General features: G+C 65.2%; 18 protein-coding genes. 8 read left to right on the forward strand and 10 right to left on the reverse strand.

Annotated features, from left to right (window positions below; translation table 11 throughout):
• Positions 1–5: 5 nt before the first annotated feature.
• The 5 genes from P0D80_RS05225 to P0D80_RS05245 form a co-directional block, all read right to left on the reverse strand.
• Positions 6–1,343, reverse strand: coding sequence for an MFS transporter (locus P0D80_RS05225; protein WP_165924022.1), 1,338 nt, complete (start codon positions 1,341–1,343; stop codon positions 6–8).
• 70 nt (positions 1,344–1,413) lie between these two features.
• Positions 1,414–2,076, reverse strand: coding sequence for a 3-oxo-tetronate 4-phosphate decarboxylase (gene otnC, locus P0D80_RS05230; RefSeq protein WP_408281813.1), 663 nt, complete (start codon positions 2,074–2,076; stop codon positions 1,414–1,416).
• A complete protein-coding gene (otnK, locus tag P0D80_RS05235; protein WP_408281815.1) occupies positions 2,073–3,383 on the reverse strand; it encodes a 3-oxo-tetronate kinase in 1,311 nt (436 codons plus the stop codon). The genes otnC and otnK overlap by 4 nt, the downstream gene beginning before the upstream one ends.
• A 13-nt stretch (positions 3,384–3,396) precedes the next feature.
• Positions 3,397–4,287 (reverse strand): L-threonate dehydrogenase, encoded by an 891-nt coding sequence (gene ltnD, locus P0D80_RS05240; protein ID WP_408281817.1) that lies wholly within the window; start codon positions 4,285–4,287, stop codon positions 3,397–3,399.
• Between the two features lie 67 nt (positions 4,288–4,354).
• Complete coding sequence (locus tag P0D80_RS05245; RefSeq protein ID WP_132382369.1) at positions 4,355–5,059, reverse strand: FadR/GntR family transcriptional regulator; 705 nt, start codon at positions 5,057–5,059, stop codon at positions 4,355–4,357.
• Positions 5,060–5,264: 205 nt separating this feature from the next.
• On the opposite strand from P0D80_RS05245, the gene P0D80_RS05250 reads away from it, so the two are divergent.
• Positions 5,265–6,089: an IclR family transcriptional regulator gene (locus P0D80_RS05250; RefSeq protein ID WP_408281820.1), complete on the forward strand. Its 825-nt coding sequence runs from the start codon at positions 5,265–5,267 to the stop codon at positions 6,087–6,089.
• Positions 6,090–6,134: 45 nt separating this feature from the next.
• On the opposite strand, the gene P0D80_RS05255 is transcribed toward P0D80_RS05250, so the two are convergent.
• Positions 6,135–7,436 (reverse strand): MFS transporter, encoded by a 1,302-nt coding sequence (locus P0D80_RS05255; protein ID WP_408177035.1) that lies wholly within the window; start codon positions 7,434–7,436, stop codon positions 6,135–6,137.
• Between the two features lie 63 nt (positions 7,437–7,499).
• Positions 7,500–8,690 carry a M20 aminoacylase family protein gene (locus P0D80_RS05260; RefSeq protein ID WP_408281822.1) on the reverse strand — a complete coding sequence of 397 codons (1,191 nt, stop codon included), beginning with the start codon at positions 8,688–8,690 and terminating at the stop codon, positions 7,500–7,502.
• 134 nt (positions 8,691–8,824) lie between these two features.
• On the opposite strand from P0D80_RS05260, the gene P0D80_RS05265 reads away from it, so the two are divergent.
• A complete protein-coding gene (locus P0D80_RS05265; RefSeq protein WP_132382255.1) occupies positions 8,825–9,733 on the forward strand; it encodes a LysR family transcriptional regulator in 909 nt (302 codons plus the stop codon).
• A 6-nt stretch (positions 9,734–9,739) separates the two neighbouring features.
• Here the strand turns inward: P0D80_RS05265 and phnN are convergent, their stop codons facing one another.
• Genes phnN through phnF form a run of 3 tightly spaced genes read right to left on the reverse strand, consistent with a single transcriptional unit; the run spans position 9,740 to position 11,774 of the window.
• Entirely contained in the window at positions 9,740–10,294 is a 555-nt protein-coding gene (gene phnN, locus P0D80_RS05270) for a phosphonate metabolism protein/1,5-bisphosphokinase (PRPP-forming) PhnN (protein ID WP_132382253.1), read from the reverse strand.
• A 2-nt stretch (positions 10,295–10,296) separates the two neighbouring features.
• A complete protein-coding gene (locus tag P0D80_RS05275; RefSeq protein ID WP_408281824.1) occupies positions 10,297–11,019 on the reverse strand; it encodes a DUF1045 domain-containing protein in 723 nt (240 codons plus the stop codon).
• Positions 11,016–11,774 carry a phosphonate metabolism transcriptional regulator PhnF gene (gene phnF / locus P0D80_RS05280; protein WP_408177031.1) on the reverse strand — a complete coding sequence of 253 codons (759 nt, stop codon included), beginning with the start codon at positions 11,772–11,774 and terminating at the stop codon, positions 11,016–11,018. Before phnF ends, P0D80_RS05275 begins: the two co-directional genes overlap by 4 nt.
• Before the next feature lie 181 nt (positions 11,775–11,955).
• Here phnF and phnG point away from each other — a divergent pair, with 181 nt between their 5' ends.
• Genes phnG through phnL form a run of 6 tightly spaced genes read left to right on the forward strand, consistent with a single transcriptional unit; the run spans position 11,956 to position 16,675 of the window.
• On the forward strand, positions 11,956–12,453 hold the full coding sequence (gene phnG, locus P0D80_RS05285) for a phosphonate C-P lyase system protein PhnG (protein WP_408177029.1): 498 nt from the start codon (positions 11,956–11,958) through the stop codon (positions 12,451–12,453).
• Positions 12,453–13,076 (forward strand): phosphonate C-P lyase system protein PhnH, encoded by a 624-nt coding sequence (gene phnH / locus P0D80_RS05290; protein ID WP_408177028.1) that lies wholly within the window; start codon positions 12,453–12,455, stop codon positions 13,074–13,076. Before phnG ends, phnH begins: the two co-directional genes overlap by 1 nt.
• A complete protein-coding gene (locus tag P0D80_RS05295; RefSeq protein ID WP_408281827.1) occupies positions 13,076–14,206 on the forward strand; it encodes a carbon-phosphorus lyase complex subunit in 1,131 nt (376 codons plus the stop codon). Before phnH ends, P0D80_RS05295 begins: the two co-directional genes overlap by 1 nt.
• A complete protein-coding gene (locus tag P0D80_RS05300) occupies positions 14,203–15,135 on the forward strand; it encodes an alpha-D-ribose 1-methylphosphonate 5-phosphate C-P-lyase PhnJ (RefSeq protein ID WP_408281829.1) in 933 nt (310 codons plus the stop codon). Before P0D80_RS05295 ends, P0D80_RS05300 begins: the two co-directional genes overlap by 4 nt.
• Positions 15,132–15,902 carry a phosphonate C-P lyase system protein PhnK gene (phnK, locus tag P0D80_RS05305; RefSeq protein ID WP_132382240.1) on the forward strand — a complete coding sequence of 257 codons (771 nt, stop codon included), beginning with the start codon at positions 15,132–15,134 and terminating at the stop codon, positions 15,900–15,902. The genes P0D80_RS05300 and phnK overlap by 4 nt, the downstream gene beginning before the upstream one ends.
• An 8-nt stretch (positions 15,903–15,910) precedes the next feature.
• Positions 15,911–16,675, forward strand: a complete 765-nt coding sequence (gene phnL, locus P0D80_RS05310; RefSeq protein ID WP_408281830.1) for a phosphonate C-P lyase system protein PhnL — start codon at positions 15,911–15,913, stop codon at positions 16,673–16,675.
• Positions 16,676–16,707: the final 32 nt, after the last annotated feature.

The raw sequence follows: 16,707 nt of genomic DNA on the forward strand, positions 1-16,707 counted from the left end.
TCGATTTATCGGTTGACCAGTTTGGCCGGCGTGAGCCACGTGGCGATCGCGCCGATCACCAGCATGCCGGCCAGCACGTACATACCGGTCTGCGTGCTATGCGTGAGGTCCTTCAGATAGCCGATCATGTACGGGCTCGCGAAACCCGCGAGATTGCCGATCGAATTGATAATCGCGATGCCAGCCGCGGCGGTCGCGCCCGACATGAACGCGGTGGGCAGCGACCAGAAGAGCGGCGCGCAGGTCAACACACCGGCGGCGGCGAGCGAGAGAAACGCGATCGACACCACCGTGTTATCCGCAAACGAAGCCGCCACCGTGAAGCCGACCGCGCCGAACAACGCCGGCACGATCAGATGCCAGCGGCGCTCACGGCGCTTGTCGGCGCTGTGCCCCATCAGATTCATCACGACGATCGCGCACAGAAACGGAATCGCGCTCAGCAGACCAATATTGAATGCACCAGTCACACCCGTCGATTTGACGAGCGTCGGCATCCAGAACGTCAGGCCGTATTGCCCGGTGACGAACGCGAAATAGATCAGCGACATCCACCACGTGCGCGGATCGCGGAACACCGCGCCAAGCGAATGCTTCTGGGTTTGCTCCTTCGGCTGCGCGGCGGCGATTTCATCGGTGAGCAGGCGCTTTTCGCGTTCGCTCAGCCACTTCGCGGCGGAGATGCCGTTGTCGAGATACAGGATCGTGGCGATGCCGATCACGATGGCGGGGATCGCTTCGATCAGGAACATCCATTGCCAGCCCGCGAAACCCGAGCTGTTGTGGAACGTCTGCATGATCCAGCCGGACAGCGGATTGCCGAAGATGCCCGACACCGGAATCGCCGACATGAACACCGCGATGATCTTCGCGCGCCGATGCGACGGGAACCAGTAGGTCAGGTACAGGATCACGCCGGGATAGAAACCGGCTTCGGCGAGGCCGAGAAAGAAGCGCAAGATGTAGAACTGCATCGGCGTCTTCACGAACACGAACACTGCCGAGAGCAAGCCCCACGTGATCATGATCCGAGCGATCCAGATCCGCGCGCCGAGCTTGTGCATCAGAATGTTGCTCGGCAACTCGAACAGGAAATAGCCGATGAAGAACACACCGGCGCCGAGGCCGAACACCGTTTCGCTGAACGCCAGGTCCTGCGACATCTGCAGTTTCGCGAAACCGACATTCACGCGGTCCAGATAGGCGACCACATAGCACAGCATCAGAAACGGCACGATGCGCCAGAACACCTTCTTGTACGTGCGCTCGACTTCGGCGGCGCCGGGTTGTCCGGCGGCGTCGGCTGCAATCGGTTGGCTGGGTGTGGCCTGATACGAACTCATGCATTGTCTCCTTGATGAATGGCCCGACGCGGCGCAACGAGCGCAGCCGGGCTTTGTTATGTCGGTTTCCCTACCAGCGCGCGCCGAACACGGTGCGCAGTTCTTCGAGTGCGGCTTCGTCGAGCGGTGCGGGCCGCGGGGTCGTCATCAACCATAAACGCGCGGTCTCTTCGAGTTCTTCGAGCGCATACGCGGCTTGCGCCACTGACCGCTCCCACACCACCGGACCGAGACGTTCGAGCAGCACGGCGCGAACGCTGTCGGCGAGCGCGGCGATCTGTTCCGCGACCTGCGGATCGCCGGGCCGCTTGTAGCGAATCAGGGGGACGTGGCCCACTTTCATCACGTAGTACGGCGTGATAGGCGGCAGCACGTCGGTCTCGCGCCAGACGCCCGCGAGCGTCAGCGTGACCAGATGCGTCGAATGGGTGTGGACGATTCCGCGTGCCTCGCCGTTGCGCGCATAGATGCCGCGATGCAGCGCCAGCGTTTTCGACGGCCGGCCGCCGGACACCGCGTTGCCGTCGAGATCGACCTTGGCGATATCGGCGGGATCGAGCCGGCCGAGACAGGCATCGGTCGGCGTGATCAGCCAGCCGTCGTCGAGCCGCGCGCTGATGTTGCCGGCGGTGCCCACCGTGTAGCCGCGTTGATAAAGACTCGCGCCGGTCACGCAGATTTCTTCGCGAACGCGCGCTTCGTTGGTCGTATGGAGTGCGGGCGTGCCGGTCATTGCGCGGCTCCGCTCAGACGACGCAGCGCTTTTTCGAAGAAGTCGGTCGTGCCGAAGTTGCCGGATTTCAGTGCGAGCGCCAGCGGCTCGGCGCCGGTCGTGGCGGTGGCGGGCACGCCGGGATCGATCTGCGCGCCGATCCGCAGCGTGTGCACGTCGAGCGCCTGAACGACGGCGCCCGAGGTCTCGCCGCCCGCTACCACGAACTTGCGCACGCCGCGCTCGCGCAGACCGCGAGCAATCGCGGCCAACGTGGATTCGACCAGATGTCCTGCTTCATTCACACCGAGTGCGCGTTGCACCGCCTTGACTTCGTCGGGCGTGGCAGTGGCATAGATCAGCATGGGCTCGGCTTTGTCGAGGTACGGCTGCGCAAAAGCCAGTGCCTGTTCGACGACGTTCTCACCGCGCGCCGCGGCAAGCGGATCGATGCGAAATGCGGGCCGTGTGGCGCGCCACTCCGCGACCTGGGCGTTGGTCGCTTTCGATGCGCTGCCGGCTAGCACCGCCGACAGTCCGTCCACCGGCGGCAACTGCGCGGCGTCGCCCTGTTCTTCGAGCAAACCCGCGCGGCGAAAGTTGGCCGGCAAACCCAACGCGACGCCGGAACCTCCGGTGATCAACGTGAGGTCGGCGCAAGCTTCGCCGAGTACGTAGAGGTCGGCGTCGGACACCGCATCGGCAATCGCCATGCGCACGCCTTCATCGCGCAACGTATCGAACGATTCGCGCACGGCCGACACGCCTCGCGCTACAGCGTCATAACGCACGAGACCGACTTTCGATCGGGTCTGCCGTTGCAGCACGCTCACGAGGTTGGCATCGCGCATCGGTGTGAGCGGATGGTTTTCCATGCCCGACGCGTTGAGCAACGTGTCGCCGACAAACAGATGGCCGCGAAAGATCGTGCGGCCGTTCTCGGGAAATGCCGGACAGGCGATCGTGAACGCATTGACGTTGCCGTTCGCGGATAACGCGTCGAGCAGCGCATCCGTGACCGGGCCGATGTTGCCCGCGTCGGTCGAATCGAATGTCGAGCAGTATTTGAAGAAGAACTGCCGGCAGCCTTGCGCACGCAGCCAGTCGAGCGCGGCGAGCGATTGCGCGACCGCATCGGCGGCGGGAATGGTGCGCGATTTCAGCGCGACCACCAGTGCGTCGGCTTCGAGCGTTTCGCTCGATGCGGACACGCCGATGGTTTGCACGGTGCGCATGCCGCCGCGCACGAGCATGTTGGCGAGATCGGTGGCGCCGGTGAAGTCGTCGGCGATGCAGCCGAGTAGCGCGCGTTTCGTGTTTGCCGTCATGACAGTCTCCTGCTTACTTCGCCGCCGGCACGTCGATGCCGGGGAAAATCTTGATCACCGCGGAATCGTCTTCACCACCGTGACCGGCCGTGGACGCCATCATGAACATCTGATGCGCCGCCGCCGACAGCGGCAGCGGGAATTTGGAGCGACGCGCGGTATCGAGCACGAGGCCGAGATCCTTGACGAAAATATCGACGGCCGACAGCGGCGTGTAGTCGCCGTTCAGAATGTGCGGCACGCGGTTCTCGAACATCCACGAATTGCCCGCGCTGTGCGTGATGACCTCGTACAGCGCATCCGGGTCGACGCCTTCGCGCAAGCCGAGCGCCATCGCCTCGGCGGCCACCGCGATATGCACGCCGGCCAGCAACTGATTGATGATCTTCACCTTCGACCCGGCGCCGTGCTCGGAGCCGAGGCGGTACACCTTGCCGGCCATCGCGGCCAGCACGTCCTCGCACGCGGCATAGGCCGCAGCAGGACCGGACGTCATCATGGTCATCTCGCCGGAGGCCGCGCGCGCCGCGCCGCCCGAGACCGGCGCGTCGAGCATCTGCAAACCGGCCGCCTCGATCCGCTTGCCGAGTTCGATCGCGAAGTCCGGCGCCACGGTCGCGCTGGCGATCACCACGCCGCCCTTTTTCATCGCTGGGACCGCGCCCTGCTCGCCGAACAGCACGGCCTCGGTTTGTGCGGCATTAACCACCAGCGTGACGATCACCTCGCACTGCGCGCCGAGTTCGGCAGGCGTCGCACAACCCACGCCGCCTTCCGCGACGAACGCATTCAGGATCTCGCTCCGCAGATCGCACGCATGGACGCGCAGACCCGCGCGCAGCAGCGAGCGCGCGACACCCAGGCCCATTGCACCAAGACCGATGACACCGACATTTCTGGACATGCTTGACCTCTATGAATTCGTTGGGCGCTCGCGCCTGAAACTGAGCACTGAATCTGAGCAACGAAGCTCAGCAAATCCCCGCTTCCGCGAGACGCCGTGCCGCGTTGTACATATGAGTTCGCGCCGCATTGCGCGCCGCCATCGGATCGCCTGCGCGAATCGCGGCAGCGATCGCCGCATGCTCTTCGCGCACCTGACGCGAAAAGTCCTCGCGCAGCGCCTCGTTGCGGCGCGTGACGACCGTGCCGGCTTCGAGGTACTGATTCAGGAACGTGAGGGTTTTGAGGAAATACGGATTGCCGGTGGCCGCCGCGATCGCGCGATGGAACGCGACGTCTTCAGCCACGCCGTCCTCGCCTTCGGCCACCGCCGCGTCGATCTTCGCGAGCGCCGCGTCGATCGACATCATGTCGGCGTCGCTGCGGCGCATGGCGGCTTCCGACGCGACTTCCGCTTCGATCGCGCGCCGCAACGCGAGAATCTGCACCACCGAGCCGGGTTCGACCGCTTCCGCGTAGTCGATCCGCAGCGGCCGGACCGTGCCGTGCGCGGCGACGAACACGCCGCTGCCCTGGCGCGGCTCGACCACGCCCTCGTTCTTCAGCCGCGAGATCGCCTCGCGGATCACCGTGCGGCTCACCCCGAACTGCTGGGCGAGCACGGCCTCGGTCGGCAGCTTGCCGCCGCGCTCGAAGGTGCCTTTGTCGATCTGCTTGAGAAGCTGCTGCGCGACGGTGTCGCTCAACGCTCTCGCAGGAATCTTGTCGAACATCGATGCCTCGATTGATCATGTTATCGGGTCATCATACAAATTTTAGATGTCGGCTGCATCCATGCAAACCCTGGGATTTTTGTGCATCGGGCCGCAAAGTTGGCGAAACAGAAGGCTTAAGCTATCGTCACGCCTTTAGCGCGCCGCGCGGGGGATTCAAGCGTGGCGCGGGTCCGCCCTTCCTCGAATGCATCCTTCAAGGCCCATGAGCAAAGCCCTGCCGCCGTCTTCCGCCGTTCCCGTCAGCGCCGAACCGGCCCCGGACAAACCGGGCGACTCATATGTGCAGTCGTTCGCGCGCGGCCTCGCGGTGATCCGCGCGTTCGACGCCACGCGCCCCGAACAGACGCTCACAGACGTCGCCGCCGCCACCGGCCTCACACGCGCCGGCGCACGCCGCATTTTGCTGACCCTGCAAACGCTCGGCTATGTGGAGGCCGAAGGGCGCCTGTTCCGCCTCACGCCGAAGATTCTCGATCTCGGCTTCGCGTATCTGACCTCCATGCCGTTCTGGAACCTCGCCGAGCCGGTGATGGAACAACTGTCGGCGCAGGTCCACGAGAGCTGCTCGGCGGCCGTGCTCGACCGCACCGAGATCGTCTACGTGCTGCGCGTGCCGACTCACAAAATCATGACGATCAACCTGTCGATCGGCAGCCGGCTGCCAGCCTATTGCACGTCGATGGGCCGCGTGCTGCTCGCCGCGCTCGACGAGGAAACGCTCGAGACGACCCTGAATTCGGCGCCGCTCTACGCGCACACGCCGCGCACGGTCACCGACAAGGGAGAGTTGAAGAAGCTGATCGCGCAGGTGCGCCGCCAAGGCTGGGCGATCGTCGATCAGGAACTGGAAGGCGGACTGATTTCCCTGTCCGCGCCGATCCGCAATCGCCAGGGACGCGTGATCGCCGCGATGAATATCAGCGGCAATGCGCAGCGCAATTCGGCCAAGCAGATGGTGAAGGCGTTTCTGGAGCCGCTGCAGCACGCCGCGCAAACCGTCTCGGAGATGGTGGCACGGCGCGGGTAATTCCGGTCGTGGGCGCCGCGTCATGACGGCGCCCTGTTCGAGCAATCAATCGATCGGCTTATCCGCCGTTTCCTTCAACATCGAGACCGCGATCAACGACACCACGACGCACGCGGCGACATACCCGGCCGGCGCCAGCTTGCTGCCGGTCAGCTTGATCAGCCAGGTCGCGACGAGTTGCGCGGTCCCGCCGAACACGCACACGCTCAACGCATACGCGATCGAAATGCCGGTGGCGCGCACGCGCCGCGGAAACGACTCGCACATCAAGGCGAATTCCGACGCCGAGCCCATCGAGTAGAACAGCAGCATCAGCGCGGTCAGCGACATGATGACGGGCAACTGCGGAAAGCGGTTGATCAGCATGAAAGCCGGAAATAGCAGCAGCACCAGCACGCCGCGTCCGAACAGGATAGGCCGCTTACGGCTGCCGATGCGATCCGACAGCATGCCGAAGAGCGGACACGTGATCAGCATCACGAAGCCCGAGGCGACGCCCACCAGCATCGACAGCGACATCGGCAGGCCGAGCGTGTGGATCGCGTAGGTCGGCATGTAGAAGGTCAGAATGTAGGTCGAGACCGTGCCGCCCATCACCGTCAGCGTGATCAGGATGAGCGGGCGCAAATGGCTAGTGAAGAGTTCATGCAGCACGCCGCGCTCGATGGCGTGGCTGTGCGCGCTGGCCGCGTCGTCGGCCAAGCGGCGGCGCAGGTACATGCCGACCGGCGCGATCAGCACGCCGAGCAGGAACGGAATGCGCCAACCCCAGCTTTCCAGCGACTCTTTCGGCAACGCGCCAGACAGCGCCGCCGCGATGCCCGAGCCCATCAGCGCGGCGCCGCCTTGCGTGGCCAGTTGCCAGCTCGCGCGAAAGCCGCGCCGCGTGCCGCCGCCCTGTTCGAGCAGTGTGGATGTGGCCGCGCCGAACTCCCCACCTTGCGAGAAGCCTTGCACGAGACGCGCCAGCACGATCAGCAAAGGCGCGGCGAGACCGATCTGCGCATAGGTCGGCGCGATCGCGATCAGGCCGGTGCTCACCGCCATCAGCATGATGGTCAGATTGAGCGCGGCTTTGCGGCCCTTGCGGTCCGCGTACACGCCGAGCATGACGCTGCCGAGCGGCCGCGTGATGAAGCCCGCCGCGAAGGTCGCCACCGACAGCAGCAACGACGTAGTCGGATCCGCCGACGGGAAATACAGCTTGCCGATGATCACGGCAAAAAACCCGTACACGGTGAAGTCGAAGAACTCGAGCCAGTTGCCGATCACCGCGGCGGCGATCGCGCCGCGGCTGGCGGGCCGGCTCGCCTGAACGGCGTGGCTCGCATTGGTCGTGGTACTCATCGCGTGGTCTTCCTCGTCGTTATGGTTGTGGGACTCGACTCAGGCGCGGCTCGCCGCACCGGATCACTGGCCGAGATAGCGCTCCACCAGCCGCGTCCAGAACGCCGCGCCGACCGGCAAATTGCGGTCGTTGAAGTCGTAGTGCGGGTTGTGCACCATGCAGCCGTCTTCGCCCGCGCCGTTGCCGATGCGCAGGAACGTGCCCGGCCGCTTCTGCAGCATGAAGGCAAAGTCTTCGCTGCCCATCAGGATGTCGGTCTGCGCGACCACCTTGTCGTCGCCGACCAGTTCGCGCGCCACCTCCACCGCGAAGTCCGTTTCGGCATCCGAATTGACCACCACCGGATAGCCTTCGATGTACTCCACCACCGCCTTGCCGCCGTAGCTCGCGGCCTGGCTTTCGGCGAGCTCGGTAATGCGTTTCTTCAGCAGCGCGCGCACTTCGGGGCTAAACGAGCGCACGCTCAGCTCCAGCTTCGCGCTGCTCGAAATCACGTTGTTCGCGGTGCCCGCATGCATCGAGCCGACTGTCACCACCGCCGGTTGCGACGGATCGACGTTGCGCGCGACGATCGTCTGCAACGCCATCACGATGCTCGCCGCCACCACCACCGGATCGACCGTGAGATGCGGACGCGCCGCGTGGCCGCCGACGCCTTCAATCGTAATGATCGCCTTGTCGCCCGCCGACATGAACGGCCCTTTGCGGAACAGCAGCACGCCCGGCTCTTCGCCCGGATGGTTGTGCACGCCGAACACGGCGTCACAGGGGAAGCGCTCGAACAGGCCGTCGTTGATCATCTTCAGCGCGCCGCTGTCGATGCCGCTCTCCTCGGCCGGCTGGAAGTACAGATGCACCGTGCCGGAAAAATTGCGCGTGGCCGCGAGCCGTTGCGCGGCGCCGAGCAGCATCGTCGTGTGCCCGTCGTGGCCGCATGCGTGCATCTTGCCGTGCGTGCCGCTCGCATACGGCAGGCCGGTTTGCTCGATGATCGGCAGCGCGTCCATGTCGGCGCGAATGCCGATGCTGCGCTTGCCGTCGCCCACCTTCAGCGTGCCCACCACACCCGTCTGGCCGACGCCGCGCGTGACCTGCCAGCCCCATTGCTCGAGCTTCTCGGCGACCAGTGCGCTCGTCTGGTGCTCCTCGTAGGCCAGTTCCGGGTGGTGGTGAATGTGATGGCGAATCTCGCGCAGGCTGTCGGCGGCGGGCGCCAGGTCGGACACTTCGGTAAAACGCGCGGCTTCGCTCATCTCTAGGGCTCCATGGATTCATGGCCGCATCAAAACGCGGCCAACAGGCGAGCACTATAGCCACGCCGTTTTGTTCGAATAAGATGCTGTTTTTTTCACCCCGATTAACAAGCGTTATATACGGGATTACCCCAATGAAACCGCAGCAGTTGCAGGCGTTCGTCGCCGCCGCCCATCACCGCAGTCTGCGCGCCGCCGCGCGCGAGCTCGGCGTGACGCAACCGGCCGTCACGCATACGATCCGCGAGCTCGAAAGCGCGCTGAATGCCGAACTGATGGTGCGCAGCGTGCGCGGCATCGAATTGACGGCGTGCGGGCTCGCGCTGCTGCCGCGCGCCGAGCAGTTGCTGGGCGACATGCGGCGCACGGTCGAAGCCGTCGAACAGGTGAAGGGAGAACTGGCCGGCAAGGTCAGCGTGGGCACCATGCCGTCGATCGCGCTCACGGCGCTGCCCCATGCGGTCTCGAAGTTTCGCCGCGCGATGCCGCTGGTCAATCTGCATCTGGAAGAAGTGACGATCCCGGACGCCGTCGCGCGTTTGCGCAACGGCGCGCTGGATATCGCGGCGATCCATCACGTGCAGGCGCTCGACAGCGATCTGGTGCAAGCGCCGCTCTATTCGACGCAGTTCGTCGTCGCCATGCGCGCGGGGCATCCGCTGGCCAACGTGACGCGCCTGCATGAACTGCTCGACGCGGAGTGGATCGTGACCGTGGGCGCCGATCACTTCCCGCACAGCGTGATGATGGCGATGTTCAACGCGCACGGCCTGCCGGTGCCGAAGCGGCTGGTGCGCGCGCCGTCGTCGTTCGCGGTGACGCTCGGACTGGTGTCGCAAACCGATGTGATCGGCTGCTTCACGCGGCCGCTCGCGCAGATGGTCGCGCCGCTCGGCATCCGCGTCGCGCAGATCGAAGAGGCGCTGCCGAACTACGATCTCAGCATCATTTCGCGGCGCGGCCTGCTGCCGACGCCGGCCGTCCTGCAGTTCGTGTCCTGCCTGCAGGACGCCACGCGGGAACGCATGGCGATGGCCGAATAATACGGCTTACTGAACGTCGGCTTCCGCCTTGAGGAACGCAATCAACGCATGCCCGGCTTCGTTCAGCTCGCCGGAATTGTCGATCGTGGTGCAGCGCACGCCATCCGGCAACGAGAACGGCGCGCGGCGCGCGAGCCGCGCCGCCACCTGTTCCGCCGATTCGCGTGCCCGCGCGCCGAGCCGGGCTTCGAGAATATGCGGCGCGGCGTCCACGTGCACCACTTCCGTATTCGGATAACGCGCCAGCACATGCTGCAAATGCTGACGCGAGCCGTTGACGACTACCGTGCAGCCGCGTGCCAGCCACACATCTAGTTCGATACCGATGCCATAGCGCAGCGAGTGGCTCGACCATTCGAGCGCGAACAGGCCGAGCACGGAACGCGCCGCGAACTCTTCGACGCTCAACGCCACGTGTGCCTCGCCATTGCCGCTCGGCCGCGTGATGTAGCGATGCGCAAACAGAATCGGCTCGCCCATCAAGTGCTTGCGCGCGAACTCCAGCAACGAATCCTTGCCCGCGCCGGACGGCCCCATTACATAGATCAAACGACCTGTCATTGTTATTTCACCTCGTCGGTCCGGAACGGCATACGTTGCCACAGCACGAACGGCTCGCCGGGAGCCGGTTCGACGAAGAGCGCGGCGTGATCGACAAGCAGCGGCCCGAGCGCGGCCGTTCGCGCCTGCCACCATGCGACCAGCGTGGCGCGCTCCTGCGCGTCGGCGAGTGAACTGGAAAGCGTCATGTGAAATCGGAATTCGTCGAACACGTACGGATAACCCCATTCGATCAGCAACGCGCGTTGCCGTTCGCTGAGCGGGGCCGCCAAACGGCGTGCCAGATCGGCCGCGGACTGCCGCGCGCGCAAGGCATCGAGCGTTTGCAGCGCGCTCGTGGCCACGTCGCGGATGCTGGCTTCGCCTTGCGCATCGGCGGGCCGCAATGCCACGAAATCGCCGAGCGTCGCGGCTTCCACCGGCAACGCGAATGCGCTTTGGTTCCGCGCCCACTCACGCGTGGCTTGCAATACGTGTGCCTGCGTCACGCCGTCGGCGAGTCGAAACGGCGCGACCAATGTGCCGTGCCAACCATAGCGGCGCGGCGCTTCGGTGAGTTCTGCGAGTGGACGCGACAACTCGGGAGGTTGAGGAGATTCGCAGCGCTCGCCGCTTTCCGCGTCGCGCGCGAGCCACGCCGAGCCGGCCTGCCACCACGCCGATTCACGCGACGGCGCGTAATACACAGCGAAACGAGCTTCGGCACCCCATGCGGCGCCGCTCATAAGTCGTGCTCCACCAGCAGTTGCACACGGTCCGCGGCAAAGTGCGTGAAGCCGTATTTGACCGGCGTGCCTTGCAGATCGACATCGACGTTTTCGACCCACAGCACCGGTTGCTGACGGTTGATATTCAAACGCCGCGCCACCTCCGGCTCGGGCAGCACGCTGCCTATACGGCTCCACTTGCGCAGATAGTCGTTCACGCCGAATTCCGCCATGGCCTTGGTGATGCCGCCGGTGCGCTCCAGCACCTCCGGCAGGTCCGCGAAACGCACCGCGGGATACCAGTTGCGCGCGAACGTGAGCGGCACGCCGTCGGATTCATGCAGCGATTCGATCCGGTAGACCGACGCGCCGGCCCGCAGGCTCAACGCCTTCGCGACGCTCGGCTCGGCCTTCACGCGCGCGGCCGACAACATCGTGCCCGCCGCGGCGTGATGCTGCTGGCGCAAGTTTTCTGTAAACCGCGTGCGGCGGCCAATCGTATAGTCGATGGCGCCGGGCTGCACGAAGGTGCCGCGCCCCTGCTCGACGCTGACGAGGCCCAACGCCGCGAGACCCAGCATGGCCCGGCGCACGGTATGCCGGTTCACGTCGAAGCGTTTCGCGAGTTCGCCCTCGCTCGGCAGGCGCCCTTCTTCGCCGAAACCGCTGGCGGCGATCTCCGCCGCCAGGATCTGCTCGATCTGCCGCCACACGGCAACGCCCGCGCCGCGTTCGAGCATCGTGCCCGGCGTCGCGTTGTCGTTCGATGTCATGGTGCTGTCATTCCCTTGGGTTCAAATATTCTCTATGACGTGCATTGTAGTGCGCAAGCCGTGATGGAAATGTGAAACGGCCGGCATGCGCTACACGGCTCGACAAGCATACCCCTAAACGTCTAGACGTTTAGATGAATAGATGGTCAAATGTCTACTCGCTGGATCAACAGGAAATTCGATGAGTGCCACTTCCGCCTCGCCTTCCTCCGCTCCGCCACCGGCTGTCCGGCGCGCATGGATGGCCGTCCTGGCCCGCACGCCGCGCGCCGATCTCGAAGCCGCGCTCGAGCGCGCACTGCGGGACATCCCCACTCCGACGTATGACTGGCTGCGCCCACCCGAGATCGGCCTTGCGATGGTGCGCGGGCGCGTCGGCGGCAGCGGCGATCCGTTCAATCTCGGCGAAGCCACGGTAACGCGCGCCACCTTGCGTCTGCGCGCGTCGGGCGATGCCGCCGCGGCTGTCGGCGTGGCGTGCCATCTGGGCCGCGACCGCCGCCGCGCCGAATTGGCTGCGTTCGCAGACGCGCTCCTGCAAATGCCTGAGCATCACGCCGTCTTGCATAAGCAACTGATCGAGCCGTTTGCCACGCAGCAGGCCGCGAAACGCGCCGGGCGGCAACAGGACGCCGCGGCCACGCGCGTCGAATTCTTTACGATGGTCCGGGGCGACTGATGGAAAACTCACAGATTGCATTGTCTACCGCGTTATCCACCTTAGCGCCGGGTTTCGCAGACCCGGTACACGACACCCAGGCGGTGTTTCGCACTCTGCTCGACGCGCTGTCGCGGCCGGGCACGGTCGGCGTGATCGAGAACGTGCTGCCCGAAGGGCGGGCCACACGCACCGAGCTCGCCCCCTTCGCCGCGCTGCTCGCGCTCTGCGACTACGCGACGCCCGTGTGGCTCGCGCAACCCGATACGGCGCTGGGTTCGGCATTGCGCTTTCACACCGGCGCGCCGCTCGTCGACGAACCGGGCCAAGCCGCGTTCGCCTATATCCACGACGCAGGCGCGTTGCCGCCGCTGGAAAGCTTCGCGCTCGGCGCGGCGGAATCGCCCGAGCAATCGGTCACGCTGCTGATCCGCGTCGACGCGCTGACGGGCGGCGCACCGATCGTGCTGAGCGGCCCCGGCATCCAGCACACAACGACGATTGCGCCGGTCGGCCTGCCCGAGCATTTCTGGCGCGAACGCGCCGCGCTCGCGCCGCTCTTTCCTTGCGGCGTCGATTGTTATCTCGTCTGCGGCGCGCGCCTGATCGGCCTGCCGCGCACAACTCAAGCGAAGGTGAACTGATGTACGTTGCCGTCAAGGGTGGAGAACGCGCGATCGAAGCGTCGTGGCGTCTGCTCGACAAGGCACGCCGCGGTGACACGCGGCTGGCCGAACTCAGCGTCGCGCAGATTCGCGAACAATTGCGCCTCGCAGTGGCGCGCGTGATGACCGAAGGCTCGGTCTACGATGAAGAACTCGCCGCGCTCGCGATCAAGCAAGCCGCAGGCGATCTGGTGGAAGCGATCTTCCTGCTGCGCGCCTATCGCACCACGCTTCCGCGTTTCGGCTACACGCAGCCGATCGATACCGAAGCGATGCAGGTGGAGCGCCGCATTTCGGCGACCTTCAAGGACGTGCCCGGCGGGCAGTTGCTGGGCGCGACGTACGATTACACGCAGCGTCTGCTGGATTTCGCGTTGCTCGCTGAAAGCGATGGGGCTGTTAGCGTAGCGCCGTCACCTTCGAATCAAGTCGCCGCAGTGGAAACGGAAGCGATGCCGCGCGTCGTCAGTCTGCTCGACAAGGAAGGGTTGATCGAACAGGAACGTCCCACGCCGAATGCGCCTGAACCCGGCGATCTGTCGCGCGAGCCGCTCGCCTTTCCCGCGAGCCGCGCCACACGCCTGCAAAATCTCGCGCGCGGCGACGAAGGTTTCCTACTCGCGATGGGTTACGCGACGCAGCGCGGCTATGCGCACTCCCATCCGTTCGCGGGCGAGATCCGCTTCGGTACGATCGCCGTGGAAATGGAACTCGACGAACTAGGCGAAACGGTCGAAATCGGCGACATCGACATTACCGAATGCCAGATGATCAACCAGTTCGCCGGCAGCGGCGCGGTGCCGCCAACCTTCACGCAAGGCTACGGTCTCGCGTTCGGCCACTCGGAGCGCAAGGCGATGGCGATGGCGCTTGTCGACCGCGCGTTGCGCGCCGAAGAACTCGGCGAAACGCTTGCCTCGCCGACGCAGGACATCGAATTCATGCTCTCGCATAGCGATAACGTCGAAGCGTCCGGTTTCGTGCAGCACCTGAAGCTGCCGCACTATGTCGACTTCCAATCGGAGCTGGAACTCGTGCGCCGTTTGCGTGCGCAGCACGCCATGCAGAGTGAGGACCAACCCAACGCTCAGCAGGAGCAGGCAGCATGAACGCGCCCGACACATCTCTCGCCACCGCGTCCACCGCGTCATACGACAGCGCTGCCGACGGCTACAACTTCGCGTACCTCGACGAACAGACCAAGCGCATGCTGCGGCGCGCCTTGCTCAAGGCCGTCGCCGTGCCGGGTTATCAGGTGCCGTTCGCCTCGCGTGAAATGCCGCTGCCGTTCGGCTGGGGCACCGGCGGCATTCAGGTGACCGCGGCGATCATCGGCAAACACGACACGCTGAAGGTGATCGATCAGGGCTCCGACGAAACCACCAACGCGGTCAACATCCGCCGCTTCTTCGCGCGCACCACCGGCGTGGCGACCACGCGCCGCACGGTCGACGCGACGATCATCCAGACCCGTCACCGCATTCCCGAAGCGCCGCTCACCGACAAGCAGATTCTCGTCTATCAGGTGCCGATGCCCGAGCCGCTGTTTCGACTCGAACCGCGCGTCGCCGAATGCAAGAAGCTGCATGCGCTCGCCGACTACGGTCTGATCAGCGTGAAGCTTTACGAGGATATCGTGCATCACGGCAGCATCGCGACCACCTACGACTATCCCGTGATCGTCAACCATCGCTACCTCGCCTCGCCCTCGCCGATTCCGAAGTTCGACAATCCGAAGATGCATATGAACCCCGCGCTGCAATTGTTCGGCGCCGGCCGCGAACGGCGCATTCACGCAATTCCGCCGTACACGCCGGTGCGCAGCCTCGACTTCGACGATCACCCGTTCGAAGTGCAGAAGTGGCAGCACGCGTGCGCGCTGTGCGGATCGACGGAGAGCTTTCTCGACGAAATGATCGTGGACGACGCCGGCAAACGCATGTTCGTCTGCTCCGATAGCGACTACTGCCACGAACGCCGCGGCGACGCGGATCTCGATCTGCCGGCACGCGAAGCACGCAAAGGAGAGCCCGCATGACGCCGCTTCTGAGCGCCCGCTCGCTCACCAAACAATACGGCGGCCGCAACGGCTGCAGAAACGTCAGCTTCGATCTGTATCCGGGCGAGGTGTTGTGCATCGTCGGTGAATCCGGCTCGGGCAAGACCACACTGCTCAACACGCTCGCGCTCAAAACCGCGGCCGACAGCGGCTCGCTTCACTACACGGCCACGCATGGCGACCAGCTCGATCTGCTCGCGTTGTCCGAACCGCGCCGCCGCTTGCTGATGCGCACCGAGTGGGGCTTCGTCCAGCAGAATCCGCGCGACGGACTGCGCAGCGGCGTCTCGGCCGGCGCGAATATCGGCGAGCCGTTGATGGCCGTCGGCGCGCGTCACTATGGCGATATCCGTTACGCGGCCACGCAGTGGATGGAGCGCGTCGAACTCGACGCTTCGCGCATCGACGAATTTCCCGCTGCGTTTTCGGGCGGCATGCAGCAGCGCTTGCAGATCGCGCGCAATCTCGTCACCAGTCCGCGACTCGTCTTCATGGACGAACCCACCGCCGGTCTCGACGTGTCGGTGCAGGCACGTCTGCTCGATCTGCTGCGCACGCTGACATCCACGCTGCATCTGTCGGTGCTGATCGTCACGCACGATATCGGCGTCGCGCGTTTGCTCGCGCATCGGTTGATGGTGATGCAGGGTGGCGAAGTCGTCGAGGCGGGCCTGACGGATCAGGTGCTCGACGATCCGCAGCACCCATACACGCAAACGCTGGTTTCCTCGGTTCTGCCGGTTTGAGGCTCACAATGCGATCCATTGAAACAAGCAGTGAAGCGCGCGCCGGCGAGCGCGCGTTCATCGACAACGCGGCGCTGATGCTGCGCGCGGTCGGCATCGGCAAGACGTTTATCTTGCATGGCCAGGGCGGCGTGCAGATCGAAGCGCTCGCGGGCGTCTCGCTCGAAGTCGAGCGCGGCGAGTGCGTGGTGTTGGTCGGACCGTCGGGCGCGGGCAAGAGCACGCTGCTGCGCTGCCTGTACGGCAATTACCTGGCAAGCCGCGGCTCGATTGCGATTCGCGATGCGGCGAATGACGGCCGGCCCGTGTCGATCACCGGCGCCGAACCGCACGACGTGCTGCGCCTGCGCCGTGGCGTGGTCGGTTACGTGAGCCAGTTTTTGCGCGTGATTCCGCGCGTGCCGACGCTCACGCTCGTCGCCGAACCACTGCTCTCGCGCGGCGTGCCAGAAGACGAAGCGTGCTCGCGCGCCGCCGCGCTGCTGGCCAGATTGAATGTGCCGGAACGGCTGTGGTCGCTCGCGCCCGCCACGTTCTCGGGCGGCGAACAGCAGCGCGTGAATATCGCGCGTGGTCTGATCGCGGAGCATCCGCTACTGTTGCTCGATGAACCGACGGCCTCGCTCGACGCGGAAAACCGCGACGTGGTCGCCGATCTGATCGTCGAAGCGCGCGAGCGCGGCGCGGCGATCGTCGGGATCTTTCACGACGAAGATACGCGCGGCAAGGTGGCCACGCGCCGCCTGGAACTGCAGCCGCCGCTGCGTCACTAAGTGACACCAAACGGCACTACACTGACGCATGC

The sequence above is a fragment of the Paraburkholderia sp. RL17-373-BIF-A genome (assembly GCF_046030175.1).
Lineage (GTDB): Bacteria > Pseudomonadota > Gammaproteobacteria > Burkholderiales > Burkholderiaceae > Paraburkholderia.